This window comes from Limimaricola pyoseonensis (assembly GCF_900102015.1).
Lineage (GTDB): Bacteria > Pseudomonadota > Alphaproteobacteria > Rhodobacterales > Rhodobacteraceae > Limimaricola > Limimaricola pyoseonensis.
This window is the reverse complement of the sequence record NZ_FNAT01000002.1, coordinates 45,861-60,675: the sequence shown is the minus strand read 5'-3', so window position 1 is coordinate 60,675 and position 14,815 is coordinate 45,861. Positions and strand designations below refer to the sequence as shown.

Below are 14,815 nucleotides of genomic sequence, written 5' to 3'. Positions count from 1 at the left end.
GCGCTTGCCACGGGGTGGCGTTGGTTATATTTCTTTACCAATCTTGCGCACCCCCTTGCCCGATAGGAGGCCGGACCATGCAGATGCCATCCCCCGACGCGCGCGTCATGGCGAAGAAGGCACAGGTCGTCGCGCGGCTGACCGCGGCGCTGGGCGAGAGGGGCGTGATCCACGACCCGGCCGAGACCCGCGCCTATGAATGCGACGCGCTCACCGCCTATCGCTGCCCGCCGCTCAGCGTGGTGCTGCCCGCGACCACCGAAGAAGTGTCGGCCGCGCTCAGGATCTGCCACGAGGAGAACGTGCCGGTGGTACCGCGCGGCTCGGGCACCTCGCTCGCTGGCGGCGCGCTGCCCACGGCCGACTCGGTGATCCTCGGCGTATCGCGGATGAACCGGGTGCTCGAGACCGACACCGCCGACCGGATCATTCGGGTGCAGACCGGGCGCACGAACCTTTCGGTCACCGGCGCGGTCGAGGAACTCGGCTTCTTCTACGCCCCCGACCCCTCCTCGCAGCTGGCCTGCGCCATCGCCGGCAACATCGCGATGAACTCGGGCGGGGCACATTGCCTGAAATACGGGGTGACCACCAACAACCTGCTCGGCGTGACGCTGGTGCAGATGGACGGCACCGTGGTCGAGCTGGGCGGCGCGCACATGGATGCGGGCGGGCTCGACCTGCTGGGCGTTGTCTGCGGCTCGGAAGGGCAGCTCGGCGTCGTGACCGAGGCGACGCTGCGCATCCTGCCCAAGCCCGAGGGCGCGCTACCGGTGATGCTGGGCTATGACAGCGCAGAGGCGGCGGGCGCCTGCGTCGCCGACATCATCAAGGCGGGCGTGCTGCCGGTGGCGATCGAGTACATGGACCGCCCCTGCATCCGCGCCTGCGAGGCCTTCGCCCATGCGGGCTACCCCGATTGCGAGGCGCTGCTGATCGTGGAGGTCGAGGGCTCGGCCGAGGAGATCGAGCACCAGCTCGCCACCATCCTCGAGATCGCCAAGTCGCATGATCCGGTCGAGATCCGCTCGGCGCAGGACGGCGACGAGGCGGCGCGGATCTGGCTGGGCCGGAAATCGGCCTTCGGCGCGATGGGGCAGATCAACGACTACATGTGTCTCGACGGCACGATCCCGGTCTCGGCCCTGCCCGAGGTGCTGCGGCGCATCGGCGAGCTCAGCGACGATTACGGCCTCGGCGTCGCCAACGTGTTCCATGCGGGCGACGGCAACATGCACCCGCTGATCCTGTTCGACGCCAACAAGGAGGGCGACCTCGAGAAATGCGAGGCGATGGGCGCCGACATCCTCAAGCTTTGCGTCGAGGTCGGCGGCTGCCTGACCGGCGAGCATGGCGTCGGCGTCGAGAAGCGCGACCTGATGAGCGTGCAGTTCGAGCCCGTCGACCTCGAGGCGCAGATGCGGGTGAAGGACGTGTTCGACCCGAAATGGCTTCTGAACCCAGCCAAGGTCTTCCCGCTCGCGGCCAGCGAAGGGCGCCGGGCGTGATCCGGCCCGGCTCCGAGGCCGAGTTGGCCGAGATCCTGCGCGACGCGTCCGCGCCCTTCGCGGTGCAGGGCGGCGGCACCCGTGGCCACCGGCCCGAGGGCGAGGTGCTGAGCACCTCGGCCCTCACCGGCATCGTGCTGCACGACCCCGCCGCGCTGACGCTGGTGGTGCGCGCGGGCACACCGGTCGAGGAAGTCGAGGAGACGCTGCGCGGCGCCAACCAGCGGCTCGCCTTCGAGCCGATGGACCATCGCGGCCTCCTGGGCAGTTCCGGCACGCCGACCATCGGCGGCGTGGTGGCGGCCAACGTGTCGGGGCCACGACGGGTGCAGGTAGGGGCCGCGCGCGACCACCTGCTCGGGTTGCGCTTCGTCGACGGCGCGGGGCATGTCGTCAAGAATGGCGGCCGGGTGATGAAGAACGTCACCGGCTACGACCTCGCCCGCCTCGTCGCCGGCAGCCGCGGCGCGCTGGGCGTGATTACCGAGGTGGCGCTGAAGGTGCTGCCCGGCACCGAGACGGCGGCGAGCCTCGTGGCGCGCGGCCTCGACGATGCGGCAGCGGTGCGCGCGATGTCGGCGGCGCTCGGCACGCCCTACGAGGTCACCGGCGCGGCGCATGCCCCGCAGGCCGAAGGCGGTTCGCGCACCGTGCTCAGGATCGAGGGCTTCGCGCCCTCCGTCGCCTACCGGACCAAGGCGCTGGCCGAGGCGCTGAAGCCGCATGGCGACTGGGCGATCGAGGACGACCGCGAGGCGGTGCGCGCCGAGTGGCGGGCGATCCGCGACGCAGCACCCTTCCACGGCACCGAGGGCGACGTCTGGCGCGTCTCGGTCCGGCCGAGCCAGGCCGCCGATCTCGTGGCCCGCGCCGGCGCCGAGCAGGCCTTCTACGACTGGGGCGGCGGCCTCGTCTGGCTGCGCTGCGCCGCCGGCACCGACCTGCGCGCGGCGCTCGGGCATTACGACGGCCACGCCACGCTGCTGCGCGCGACGCCCGACACCCATGCCCGCCTCGGCACGCTGCAGCCGCAGCCCCATGCCATCGCCGCGCTGACGCGGGGCCTGCGCGAACAGTTCGACCCGCGCGGCATCCTCGCCGCCTGACGGAGACCCCATGCAGACCAGTTTCACCCCAGAGCAGCTGCGCGACCCGAAGACCGCCGAGGCCAACTCGATCCTGCGCGCCTGCGTGCATTGCGGCTTCTGCACGGCGACCTGCCCGACCTACCAGGTGCTCGGCGACGAGCTCGATTCCCCTCGCGGCCGGATCTACCTGATCAAGGACATGCTCGAGAACGAGCGGGTGCCCGACGACAAGACCGTCATGCATCTCGACCGCTGCCTCGGCTGCCTCGCCTGCATGACCACCTGCCCCTCCGGCGTGCATTACGGCCACCTGATCGACCAGGCGCGCGGCTATATCGAGAAAAACTACGATCGCCCCGTGATGGACCGGCTACTGCGCTGGACGCTGGCGCGGATCCTGCCCTATCCGGGCCGCTTCCGGCTGGCGCTGCTGGCGGCGCGGTTCGCGAAACCCTTCAAGGGGCTGATGCCCGACCGCCGGCTGCGCGCCATGCTCGACATGGCGCCGCCCAAGCTGCCGCCGGTGTCGCGCAACGACGACCCGCAGGTCTTCCCGGCGGTCGGCGAGAGGCGGATGCGCGTCGGCCTGTCGATCGGCTGCGCCCAGCGCGCGCTGGACACCGAGATCAACGACGCCACGATCCGGCTGCTCACCCGGCTCGGCTGCGAGGTAGTGATCCCCGAAGGCGTCGGCTGCTGCGGCGCGCTGACCGAGCACATGGGCAAGCATGACGAGGCGCGCGGCACGGCGGCCAAGCTGATCCGCTCGATGGCCGGGATCGAGGGGCTCGACGCGGTGGTGATCAACACCTCCGGTTGCGGCACCACGATGAAGGATTACGGCCACATGTTCGCGGGCCACGAGCTGGAGGAAGAGGCCACCCGCATCGGCGGGCTGTGCCGCGACGTGAGCGAGATCGTCGCCAAGCTGGGCCTGCCCGAAGGCGCGCGGGCCGAGCCGCTGCGCGTGGCCTACCACGCCGCCTGTTCGCTGCAGCACGGGCAGAAGCTGAAGGCCGGGCCGAAGGAGCTTCTGAAGACCGCCGGCTTCGAGGTCTCCGAGCCCGCCGACAGCCATCTGTGCTGCGGCTCGGCCGGCACCTACAACCTGATGCAGCCCGAGATCTCGGCCGAGCTGCGGACCCGCAAGGTCGAGACGCTGGAGGTGCTGAAGCCGCAGGTGATCGCCGCCGGCAACATCGGCTGCATGATGCAGATCGCGCGCGGCACCGGCGTTCCTGTGCTGCACTCGGTGCAGCTGCTCGACTGGGCGACCGGCGGGCCACGGCCGGCCGGATTGTAGGCATCTTCCCGCCAATGGGGCTTTGCCGCGCGGCGCCGGGGCCCTAGTGTCGGGCCCGAAGGCCGCGCGCATGCCCCGCGCGCCGAAGCGGAGGAGGCGCATGCGCAAGGCGATCGGTGTGGCCCTGCTGGTGTTGGCGGCGCTGTCGCTGCCGGTGCGGGCCGACCGGCACCCGCTGCTGCCGATGGTCACCGGCGACGACGCCCGCGGCTGGGAGGCGGTGGGCCGGCTCGACATCGGCGGCCGCGGCTTCTGCACCGGCGCGCTGATCGCGCCCGACCTCGTGCTCACCGCCGCGCACTGCCTCTACGACCGCGACACCGGCGAGGAGGTCGATCCGGCCGAGATCGAGTTCAAGGCCGGGATGCGCGGCGGCCGGGCGCTGGCCTATCGCGCCGTGCGCCGGGCCGTGGCGCCCGAGGCCTACGCCTTCGTCGGCGGCGGCTCGGGCGCGGCCAGCCCCGACGACGTGGCGCTGCTGGAGCTGGCGCAGCCGATCCGCTCGGCCGGCATCCGCCCCTTCGAGACCGCGGCCGGCCCCAGCCCCGGCGCGCAGGTCGGCGTCGTCTCCTACGCGCATGACCGCGCCGAGGCCCCCTCCCTGCAGGAGACCTGCGACGTGATCGGCCAGGAGAACGGCCTTCTGGTGATGGGCTGCGACGTCGATTACGGCTCTTCGGGCTCGCCGGTCTTCAGCTTCGGCGAGGACGGGGTGCGGATCGTCTCGGTGATCTCGGCCAAGGCCGAGATGGATGGCGAGCCGGTGGCGATCGGCGTCGCGCTCGACCGCCCCCTGCCCGACCTGCGCGCTCGGATCGAGACGCCGGGCGGCGCCTTCGGCGGGCTTTCGACCGGTCAGGTCCGGGTCGTCGGCGCCGGCCAGAGAACCGATATCGGCGCCCGCTTCGTGCGACCCTGATCCCGGCCCCGGGCCCGGTTCCGAGACCGGCACAAGGCCCCGCCCGGTCGGGTCTTGAAACCCCGAATATCCCATCCCAAATCTCCAGCACGGAGCGCCGGTTACGGGCTCCGCCGACCAAGGCCTGTCCCTTCGGGGAAGGCACATGACGTTATCGCTTGAGACAGAGGATGACCAACATGCGTACGTTCGATCTTGCCCCGCTCTACCGTGCCACCGTGGGCTTCGACCAGGTCGCCGACCTGATGGACCGCGTGCTCGCCACGGAGACCGCGCAGAACAACTACCCGCCCTACAACATCGAGAAGACCGACGAGAGCGCCTGGCGCATCTCGATCGCCGTGGCCGGCTTCGGTGCCGACGATCTCGCCGTCGAGGTCCGCGAGAACGCGCTGCTCGTCACCGCCCGCAAGGCCGACGACGATGCCGGGAGCCGCACCTTCCTGCATCGCGGCATCGCGACGCGCGCTTTCGAGCGCCGCTTCCATCTGGCCGACCACGTCAAGGTGACGGGCGCCAGCCATCTCGACGGCATGCTGCACATCGACCTCGTGCGCGAAGTGCCCGAGGCGCTGAAGCCGCGCCAGATCGAGATCTCGCGCCAGAAGCCTCAGGACGCCAACCTGATCGAGGAGAAGTCGGTCAACTGAGGACACGGCCGGGCACTCCAGCCGGCCGTGCGGAACGCGGCCGGCCGGAAGAGGCGCCGGCCGGTCGGTTCCGCGAGGGGCGCGGGTCCGCAAGGGTCCGCGCCTTTTTGTTCAGTCCCAGGATTGCCGTGGCAGCCATCGGCCACACACTCGTCATGCGTGTGTGAAGGAGGCCCGAAATGCGCCATGCCATCATCTACGACTGCGAGTTCCTGACGGCCGAGGGCTCGCCCTCGCGCCACTGGAACGGCCCGCATGACCCGGACCCGGTGATTGCCCAGATCGGCGCGGTCCGGCTGGGGCTGGAGCGGGACTTCCCGCTCCTCGACAGGTTGCGCCTGCACGTCGTGCCGCGAGACCGCGCCGGCCATCGACAGCCGCTCGATCCGCTCTTCACCCGGCTCACCGGCATCACCGAGACGGTGATCGACGACGAAGGCCTGTCGCTGGCCGAGGCGCTTGCGCGGCTCGACGCCTTCTCCGAGGGCCTGCGACTCTGGAGCTGGGGCAAGGACGAGTTCAACATGGTGGCGATCAGCTGCTACGTCGAAGGCCTCGCCCCGCCGATCCCGGTTTCGCGCTTCGGCAACGCGGGCGACCTGCTGCTGAAGGCCGGGGTGCCGCTCGCCGAGCTGATGACGCTGCGCAGCAACATGATGGCGGCACATTTCGGCGTCGCGCCCCCGGGCCTGCGCGGCCATGACGGCCTCGACGACGCGCTCTCCGTCACTTACGCGCTGCAACACCTGCTGCGCGAAGGGCGGCTAGAAGCCGCAGCCTTCGACTGAGGTGCACGAAAAAGGCGGCCCGAAGGCCGCCTTTTCGATCTGATCCAGCCAAGATCAGAATTTCAGCGAATACTTGTCGCCCACGTCCGGTTTCTCTTCCGAGAGGTTGCCCTTGGCGGTCTCGTAGAGGAAGCGCGCGGCGGAGGTCGTGGAGGTCCAGACCTCGGCCGAGCGCAGCGTGAAGCACAGAAGCCGGATGTCGGGGTCGCGACGGCCGTCCTCGAACCAGCTCGCGGCGACCTTCGACCACAGCTCGTCGAGCTTCTGCTCGTCATGGCTCAGCGTCAGCGTGCCGTGGACATGGGTATAGATCCCGTGCTCGTCGCTCGTGACCGCGAAGAGCGCGTCCTGCGGGCCGGCTTCCGCGCGCTCGGCCAGTTCGGTGCCATCATGGCCGATGAACCACAGGCAGCCCTTCTCGGGGTCGGTGTAATGCGCCATGGGGACCAGCCGGTCGGTGCCCTGCAGGCCGACCATGCCGGCATGCAGACCGTCGATCCGCTTCCAGAACATCTCCACGCGCTTTTCCTGGCTGTGCTCGCTCATCCTTGCATCCTCGTGCTGGACGGGCGGCCACATCGCCGCCGCCCGCTTCGGCAAGGCAACGACGCGCGCCGGGCGCGGTTCCGTTCAGGCCGGGGCCGGAGCCGTGGGTCCGACCCAGCGCACCTTCGCGGCAGGACCCTTCGGGTCGCAGTCGTAAAGCGCGGGCCGGCTGCGCAGGTAGGCGCCCCACCCCGCCTCGCTGATCGCCGCGCCGGTCAGCCTGAACCGCTTGTGCATCTGCACCCCGAGCAGGGACAACGGCATGCCCTTGGCTGTCCCGCCCTCGGTGATCAGAAGCCGCAGCTTCGTGTCGAGCTGCGAGAGCGGCGGCGCCGCAGGGCTGGGTGCGGCGATCGGCCCCAGTAGCTCGAACCGGCTGCAGGCCCGGCGAAACCCCCGCGGCGTCTTCGCCTCGCCCAGCCCGATCACCCGGAACCCGGCCTCGCGCAGGTGATGCGCCAAGTGCAGGAAATCGCCGTCGGAGCTGGCCAGGACGAAGCTATCGGGCGGCACGCGGTGCGCGAGATCCATCGCGTCGATGCAGAGCCGCAGGTCGGCGGCGTTCTTGCCCACCCCGGCATGCACGACGACGTAGCCGCCGAGGCGTTCCCAGCCCTGGATCTTCTGCGCGTCGCCATAGACGCGGGCGATCCGCCGCTCGCCCTCCTGCGCAAGGGCCGCGTCGATGGCGGCGGCATGCGCAGCGGAGAGGTTGTCGCCGTCGATCAGCACGGCGATCGAGCGGCGGGGCGGAATCGGCTGATGGGTCATGCGCGTCTCTCGTCAGGGTACCGCAACCCTGACGAGAAATGAGGGGATACTATGGCAGTCCCCGGCCGGCGCGCGGGCTCAGTGCGCCTCGGCCCAGGTGCGGCCCTGCCCGCCCTCGGCCAGCAGGTGCACGTCGAGATGCACCGCCGGGCTGGCCGCGCCCTCCATCACCTCGCGCGCGACCGGGATCAGCTTGTCGGCCTCGGCCTCGTTCACCTCGAACAGAAGTTCGTCGTGCACCTGCAGCAGCATCCGCGCCGAGGGGACACTGGCGATGGCGTCGTCCATGCGGATCATCGCGCGGCGGATGATGTCGGCCGCGGTGCCCTGGATCGGCGCGTTGATCGCGGCGCGCTTGGCGAAGCCCGCGCCGGGGCCCTTGGCGTTGATCTCGGGCGTGTTGATGCGGCGGCCGAACAGGGTCTGCACGTAGCCGTTCGCCTTCGCGAAGGCGGTGGTCTCGTCCATGTAGGTGCGGATGCCGGGGAAACGCTCGAAATAACGGTCGATGAAGCCTTGCGCCTGGTCGCGCGGGATGCGCAGGTTGCGCGCCAGCCCGAAGCCGGAGATGCCGTAGATCACGCCGAAGTTGATAGCCTTGGCCTGCCGGCGGATCTCGGGCGTCATCTCGTCGAGCGGCACGTTGAACATCTCGGACGCGGTGGCGGCGTGGATGTCCTGCCCCTCGCGGAACGCCTGCTTCAGCGCCTCGATGTCGGCCATGTGGGCGAGAATGCGCAGCTCGATCTGGCTGTAGTCGAGCGACACGAGCACGCGCCCCTTCGGCGCGACGAAGGCCTCGCGGATGCGCCGGCCCTCCTCGGTGCGGATCGGGATGTTCTGCAGGTTCGGGTCGGTCGAGGCGAGGCGGCCAGTGTTGGCGCCGGCGATGGAGTACGAGGTGTGCACCCGCCCGGTCTCGGGGTGGATGTGCTCCTGCAGGCTGTCGGTGTAGGTCGATTTCAGCTTGGAGATCTGCCGCCAGTCCAGCACGAGGCGCGGCAGCTCGTGCTCGGTGGCGAGGTCCTCAAGGATGTCGGCGCCGGTGGCATAGGCGCCGGTCTTGCCCTTCTTGCCGCCCGGCAGGCCGAGATCGTCGAACAGGATCTCGCCCAGCTGCTTGGGCGATCCGACGTTGAACGGCCGCCCGGCCTTTTCGTGGATCTCCGCCTCCAGCCCCGCCATCTTCTGCGCGAAGGCGTTGGACATGCGGCTCAGCACCTCGCGATCGACCTCGACGCCCGAACGCTCCATCCGCGCCAGCACCGGCACCAGAGGGCGCTCCAGCGTCTCGTAGACGGTGGTGACGTGCGAGCGGTGCAGGTCGGGCCGGAAGCGCCGCCACAGCCGCAGCGTGATGTCGGCGTCCTCGGCGGCGTATTTCACCGCCTCGTCCACGCCGACCTTGTCGAAGGTCACGGCCGACTTGCCGGTGCCGATCACCTGCTTGATCGGGATCGGCGCGTGGCCGAGATAGCGCTCGCTGAGCGTGTCCATGCCGTGCCCGTGCAGACCCGCATGCATCGCGTAGCTTAGCAGCATCGTGTCGTCGAAGGGCGCGATGTCGATCCCGAGACCGGCGAGGATCTTCAGGTCGTATTTCATGTTCTGGCCGATCTTGAGGATCGAGGCATCCTCCAGCACCGGCTTCAGCATCTCCAGCGCCCGGTCCACCGGCATCTGCCCCTCGACCAGCGCGTCGGAGCCGAACAGCCCCTCCTCGCCCGAGCGGTGCGCAAGCGGGATGTAACAGGCGCGGCCCGGATCGAGCGCCAGCGAGATGCCCACGAGTTCGGCGCGCATCTCGTCGAGGCTGGTGGTCTCGGTGTCGATGGCGACGCGGCCCAGCTCGCGGATCGCGTCGATCCAGACCTGCAGCTCTTCGGCGGTCGAGACCTTCTCGTAGGCGGCGTGGTCGAAGGGCGCCTCGGGCTCGGGCTCCACGGCCTCCGCGGCGGGCACCTCGGGCACCACCGGCGCCTCGGCCCCGAGCTTCTCGGCCACGCGCTTGGTGATGGTGCGGAACTCCATCTCGGCGAGGAAGCCCAAGAGAGCCTCCGGGTCCGGCTCGCGGATCTCGAGGTCGTCGAGCGTGAAGTCGAGAGCCATGTCGCAGTCGAGCGCCACGAGACGCTTCGACAGGCGGATCTGCTCGGCATGCTCGATCAGGGTCTGGCGGCGCTTGGGCTGCTTGATCTCCTCGGCGCGCTCCAAGAGCGTCTCGAGGTCGCCGTACTCGTTGATCAGGAGCGCCGCGGTCTTGATGCCGATGCCGGGCGCGCCGGGCACGTTGTCGACCGAGTCGCCGGCCAGCGCCTGCACGTCGACCACGCGCTCGGGCGCGACGCCGAACTTCTCGAACACGCCGTCGCGGTCGATGCGGCGGTTCTTCATCGGGTCGAGCATCTCGACCCCGTCGCCCACCAGCTGCATCAGGTCCTTGTCCGACGAGATGATCGTCACCCGGCCGCCGGCGTCGCGCGCCTGGCACGACAGCGCCGCGATGATGTCGTCGGCCTCGAAGCCTTCCTTCTCCTTGCAGGCGATGTTGAAGGCCTCGGTGGCGCGGCGGGTCAGCGGGATCTGCGGGCGCAGATCCTCGGGCATCGCCTCGCGGTTGGCCTTGTACTGGTCGTAGAGATCGTTGCGGAAGGTGTGGCTGCCCTTGTCGAAGATCACCGCGACATGGGTGGCGGCGTCCGAGCCCGAGTTGTTCTCGATGTAGCGCTGCAGCATGTTGACGAAGCCCGACACCGCGCCCACGGGCAGGCCGTCGGACTTGCGGGTGAGCGGCGGCAGCGCGTGGTAGGCGCGGAAGATGAAGGCCGAGCCGTCGATCAGGTGCAGGTGGCAGCCCTTGCCGAATTGCGTCATGTCCGCGTCCCTTGCTGCGATGCCATGCGATCTCCCGCCCGAAGCCCTAACCGGTTTCGGGGCGAAACGCGCCTGTTGATTTGCGATGGGTGGAAAGGCCCCGCCTCAGCGGTTGGCCTCGTCCTCCTGCCCCGAGCGGTCCTGGCCGCGGGTGATCTCCACGAGCCCGTCCTTGCCTTCCTCGGCGAAGTCGCGATGCACGTAGCGCGCGTCGCAGTACTTGCACTCGACCCAGCCGGTGTCGTGCGGGATCATCATCCAGACCCGCGGATGGCCCAGCGCCGTCGTGCCGCCGTCGCAGGCGACCCGCCAGGTGTCGACGATCTTGGTCTCGGGCGCGGGAAGTGTCATGAGAGGCCTTGCCTTGCAAACGGGAGCGGCCGGGAATGGACCCGGCCTCGATCGGGCTACATTCTAACCGCCGCGCCCGCAGGGACAAGACGCGAAAGGACGCCCACATGCCGCAGACCGGAGCCGCCATCGAGATCGAGGGCCTGAAGAAGACCTACGCCCCGAGCGCCAAGTCGCCGGCCAAGGTGGCGCTGCAGGGCGTCGACCTGTCGATCCCGGCGGGCTCGATCTTCGGGCTTCTGGGCCCCAACGGCGCGGGCAAGTCGACCATGATCAACATCATGGCCGGTCTGGTGATGAAATCGGCCGGACGGGTCAGCATCTGGGGCTTCGATCAGGACGTGAACCCGCGCCAGTCGCGCGCAGCGATCGGCGTGATGCCGCAGGAGCTGGTGCTCGACCCGTTCTTCACGCCGCGCGGCGCGCTCGACGTGCAGGCCGGTCTCTGGGGCGTGCCGAAATCGCAGCGCCGCACCATGGAGCTTCTCGACATGGTCGGTCTCGCGGACAAGGCCGATGCCTATGCCCGCTCGCTCTCGGGCGGCATGCGGCGGCGGCTGCTGCTCGCGAAGGCGCTGGTGCACAGCCCTCGCGTGCTGGTGCTCGACGAGCCGACCGCAGGCGTCGACATCGAGCTCAGGAACATGCTGTGGCGCAACGTGCGCAAACTCAACGAGCAGGGCACGACGATCATCCTGACGACGCACTACCTCGAGGAGGCGCAGGAGATGTGCGACGAGATCGCGATCATCGACCAGGGCCAGGTGATCACCCGTGACACGACCCAGAACCTCGTCGGCCGAGTCAGCGGCAAGACGCTGGTGGTGACCCCGGACGGCCCCGCTGCGATTCCCGAGCTGCCCGAGGGCGTGACCTGCGCCGAGCGTCCCGGCGGCGCGCTGGCCTTCACCTATGACAGCTCGAAGATGGGCGCGGGCACCGTGCTCGACGCGATCCGCGCCGGCGGCATGCGGCTGTCGGACGTGAAGACCGAGGAGGCCGATCTCGAGGACGTGTTCCTGCAGCTCACCTCCAAGGCGCAGGCGGCGGGCTCCGCCGCCTGAGCGCGCCCGGCCCGCGGCCGGTCAGGCCGGAGCGAGCATCCGCCCCAGCGGCCGGCCGCCGAGGATGTGCATGTGGAAATGCGGCACCTCCTGCACGCCATGGCCGCGGGCGTTGGAGATGGTGCGGAAGCCCTCCTCCACGCCGATCGTCTCGCAGAGCTTCGCCACCGTGCGGTTGAAGTCGAGGATCTCGGCATCCGTGGCGTCGCGCGCGAAATGGTCCTGGCTGACATAGGCGCCCTTGGGGATCACCAGCACATGCACCGGCGCCTGCGGGCGGATGTCCTCGAAGGCGAGGGTATGCTCGGTCTCGAGCACGGTCTTGTTGGGGATCTCGCCGCGCAGGATCTTGGCGAAGATGTTCTCGGGGTCGTAGTCGAAGCGCACGCGCCACCTCCTTCAGTCGTCGAACAGGCCCGGCGGGTCGAGGATCGCCTCGGCCGCCGGCAGGGGCACGCCCAGCGCGCCCGTCACTGCCGCCAAGTTGTCGGCCCGCGCGGCGGTTTCGGCAAGCCGGTAATGCCGCGGCAGTCCGAGCCCGCGCAGCGCCGCGTCCTCGGCCGCCATGTCGCGCCGCATCGCGGCCAGCATCTCGGCCGCGACGCCGGGCGGGGTGGCCGGGCCCAGAAGGCCCAGACGCCGCGCATGGGCGGCAAGGCGCGCCTCGCCCATGCGGCCGTCGATCTCCAGAAGCCGCATCCCGCAATCGGCGCCCGCCAGGTCGCCCAGCACGTCGAGACGCTTGGGGTCGACGCAGACCGCCAGCCGCCGCGTGCCCAGCACCTCGAACAGCAGCCGCAGGAAGTTGCGCCGGTGCAGCTGCCGCTTGTCGAGGCTCGACTCGATCCCGCCGAGATCGGGCAGCGGGCAGGCCGCCTCGTCGAAGGCGTAGTCGATTACCGGCCAGTCGCAGTGCCGCTTGAGCCGCCCGGCCAGCCGCTTGCCGAGGTCGAACCGGCGGCAGGCGATCACCGTGAGCTCGCGCCCGGCGCCGATCTCGCCGCCCGCCTCCCAGGCCCGCGGCGCGTGGCGCTGCCCTACCCGGCCGCGCCGGGCAAGATAGGCCAGCTGTGCCCGCCCCTCCGTCCCGCGCGGGCCGCCCGGGCCGCCCGGCCCGCCCGCGCTCCAGATCCGGCCGAGATCGGCGCGCAGCCCCGCCGCGCCGGCGGCCGCCTTGCGCGCGAAGAACGCGTCCTGCCCCAGCAGGAAATCGCGCTGATCGTCATGGAAAACCGCCGGCAGGCCGTAATCGGAGAAGGCGTGGAAGGTCGGGCTGCGGTTCTCGATCTCTGCCGCCGGCACCAGCCGCCGCACCAGCGTCTGCACGAAGCTTTCGTCGGGGATCCAGCTGTGCCGGAACAGCCGGACCACGTCGGGCCGCCGGTCGGCGAAGTCGAGCACCGCCGCGAGCGTGGCGCGGCGCAGGCACCACCACTGCGCGCCGATCATCGGCCGGATGTCGGCCGGGATGGTGCGCGCGATCCCGAGCCGGCGCTGCGCGCCCAGAAGGGCGTAGAACAGCCGCTTGCGGCGGCGCTCGTTGACGAGGTGCCAGCGCGTCAGACGCTCTTCCCCCAGCCCGATCCGCACCCAGCCGCCGTCGCGCAGATCGGTGCTCTCGATCCGGTCGCGCGGCGCGGCGTCGAGCAGCGCGTGCACATCGCGCGCCGGGCGGACCGGCAGGCAGTCCCCCGACAGGGTGTAGAGATGCGTGGCGTCGGGAAAGCGCGCCAGCGCCAGCCGCGCCGCGCGCAGCGTCGCGGCGACGAGGCTCCATTCGCCCCAGCCGCAGCGCAGCCGGTCCGGCACCAGCGCCACGTCCGCGGCGCCACGGAACGCGTCCCGCAGCCGCGCCCATTCGGCGCGCGGGGCGCGCGCGTCGAGATGGATCGCCACCGCGTCGCCCGATGCGACGAGTGCGCGCGCCTGCGCGATCACCGGCGCGGCCTGCCCATGGCACAACAGGATGAAGGCGATGCGCGCCAAGCGGCCCTCCCCGGCCCGGTTCCGGCGCCACACCGCGCCGCCGCCCCTCTTGATAGCCCCCGCGGACGTTGATTACACCGCGCCGAGCGGTTTTCTTGGCAGCCGTGGCAGGGCGGCGGCAGGAGCGCGACACATGGGGTTTCCCGGCATCTGGATGACCGAGAGCGAGCGGCTGGTCTACCGCGTCGTGCCGAAATGCGCCTGCTCGACCATCGGCCAGATCCTCTACCACGCCGATCACGGCCGCTGGTTCGACGGCGACATCCACGACGCGCGCGAGGGCCTGCACAAATGGGGCCTCGATCACAGCCGCGCCCCGATCGAGGCGGCGGTGGCGGCCGGGCGCGGCCTTGCCTTCACCTGCGTGCGCAACCCCTATGACCGGATCCTGTCGGCCTTCTTCGACAAGATCTGCGGCATCCAGCGCAACGGCCGGCGCTACCGCGGCAACCTCGTGCCGAAGATCATGCGCGACTACGGCGTCGAGCCCGGCGATCCGGAGACCGGCTTCGATTTCGACCAGATCGCCAGCTTCCGCCGCTTCCTGCTCTTCGCGCGCGACACGATCCGCTTCCGCCAGCCGATGGAGCCCGACATCCACTGGTCGTCGATCTCGGGCCATGTCTCGACCTTCATCCGGGGCGGCGGCCGCTATGATCGCATCCTGCGCACCGAGGATCTCGCCACCGGGCTGCGCGGCGTGCTGCGCGACGCCGAGGTCGCCCACCCGGTCGACCCCGACGACATGCCGCGCTTCAACGAGAGCGCGGGCCACGGGCCCGAGCGCGCGCACCCGGTCGCGGCCTATTTCGACGACCTCGCGACCCATCTCGTGCACGAGATCTACGGCCGCGACTTCGCGCTGTTCGGCTACGGCCCGGACCCCGCCGACCGCGCGGCCAAGCGCGAGATCGACCTCGAGGCGGTGCATGTGGAGCTGGGCCGGTGAGCGCCCGGAACCCGCGCC

14 protein-coding genes are annotated in these 14,815 nt (G+C 70.4%); 8 read left to right on the top strand and 6 right to left on the bottom strand.

Annotation, left to right across the window (positions count from 1 at the left end):
- The first annotated feature begins 77 nt into the window (after positions 1-77).
- The 6 genes from BLT43_RS04080 (at position 78) to BLT43_RS04055 (ending at position 6,256) form a co-directional block, all read left to right on the top strand.
- Entirely contained in the window at positions 78-1,508 is a 1,431-nt protein-coding gene (locus tag BLT43_RS04080) for an FAD-linked oxidase C-terminal domain-containing protein (RefSeq protein ID WP_090110347.1), read from the top strand.
- Positions 1,505-2,614, top strand: coding sequence for an FAD-binding protein (locus BLT43_RS04075; RefSeq protein WP_423222114.1), 1,110 nt, complete (start codon positions 1,505-1,507; stop codon positions 2,612-2,614). The genes BLT43_RS04080 and BLT43_RS04075 overlap by 4 nt, the downstream gene beginning before the upstream one ends.
- A gap of 10 nt (positions 2,615-2,624) precedes the next feature.
- The gene (glcF, locus tag BLT43_RS04070; RefSeq protein ID WP_090110345.1) at positions 2,625-3,899 is read left to right on the top strand and encodes a glycolate oxidase subunit GlcF; all 1,275 of its coding nucleotides are present in this window, start codon (positions 2,625-2,627) and stop codon (positions 3,897-3,899) included.
- A gap of 100 nt (positions 3,900-3,999) precedes the next feature.
- Complete coding sequence (locus tag BLT43_RS04065; protein ID WP_090110343.1) at positions 4,000-4,818, top strand: trypsin-like serine peptidase; 819 nt, start codon at positions 4,000-4,002, stop codon at positions 4,816-4,818.
- A 179-nt stretch (positions 4,819-4,997) separates the two neighbouring features.
- Positions 4,998-5,468, top strand: a complete 471-nt coding sequence (locus BLT43_RS04060; protein WP_090111482.1) for an Hsp20 family protein — start codon at positions 4,998-5,000, stop codon at positions 5,466-5,468.
- A gap of 179 nt (positions 5,469-5,647) precedes the next feature.
- A complete protein-coding gene (locus BLT43_RS04055; protein WP_090110341.1) occupies positions 5,648-6,256 on the top strand; it encodes a 3'-5' exonuclease family protein in 609 nt (202 codons plus the stop codon).
- A gap of 54 nt (positions 6,257-6,310) precedes the next feature.
- Here the strand turns inward: BLT43_RS04055 and BLT43_RS04050 are convergent, their stop codons facing one another.
- From BLT43_RS04050 to BLT43_RS04035, 4 genes are all read right to left on the bottom strand, one after another.
- Positions 6,311-6,802, bottom strand: coding sequence for a pyridoxamine 5'-phosphate oxidase family protein (locus tag BLT43_RS04050; protein ID WP_242652214.1), 492 nt, complete (start codon positions 6,800-6,802; stop codon positions 6,311-6,313).
- Positions 6,803-6,886: 84 nt separating this feature from the next.
- Entirely contained in the window at positions 6,887-7,573 is a 687-nt protein-coding gene (locus BLT43_RS04045; RefSeq protein WP_090110339.1) for an NYN domain-containing protein, read from the bottom strand.
- Positions 7,574-7,651: 78 nt separating this feature from the next.
- Complete coding sequence (gene polA, locus BLT43_RS04040; protein WP_090110337.1) at positions 7,652-10,447, bottom strand: DNA polymerase I; 2,796 nt, start codon at positions 10,445-10,447, stop codon at positions 7,652-7,654.
- A gap of 105 nt (positions 10,448-10,552) precedes the next feature.
- Positions 10,553-10,798 (bottom strand): zinc-finger domain-containing protein, encoded by a 246-nt coding sequence (locus BLT43_RS04035; protein WP_090110335.1) that lies wholly within the window; start codon positions 10,796-10,798, stop codon positions 10,553-10,555.
- Positions 10,799-10,905: 107 nt separating this feature from the next.
- Between BLT43_RS04035 and BLT43_RS04030 the strand changes: the two genes are divergently transcribed.
- Positions 10,906-11,862, top strand: a complete 957-nt coding sequence (locus tag BLT43_RS04030; protein ID WP_090110334.1) for an ABC transporter ATP-binding protein — start codon at positions 10,906-10,908, stop codon at positions 11,860-11,862.
- A gap of 21 nt (positions 11,863-11,883) precedes the next feature.
- On the opposite strand, the gene BLT43_RS04025 is transcribed toward BLT43_RS04030, so the two are convergent.
- Positions 11,884-12,249, bottom strand: coding sequence for an HIT domain-containing protein (locus BLT43_RS04025; RefSeq protein ID WP_090110332.1), 366 nt, complete (start codon positions 12,247-12,249; stop codon positions 11,884-11,886).
- A 12-nt stretch (positions 12,250-12,261) separates the two neighbouring features.
- A complete protein-coding gene (locus tag BLT43_RS04020) occupies positions 12,262-13,848 on the bottom strand; it encodes a DUF5928 domain-containing protein (protein WP_090110330.1) in 1,587 nt (528 codons plus the stop codon).
- Between the two features lie 133 nt (positions 13,849-13,981).
- Between BLT43_RS04020 and BLT43_RS04015 the strand changes: the two genes are divergently transcribed.
- Positions 13,982-14,797, top strand: coding sequence for a sulfotransferase family protein (locus tag BLT43_RS04015; RefSeq protein ID WP_090110328.1), 816 nt, complete (start codon positions 13,982-13,984; stop codon positions 14,795-14,797).
- The last annotated feature ends 18 nt before the right edge of the window (positions 14,798-14,815 follow it).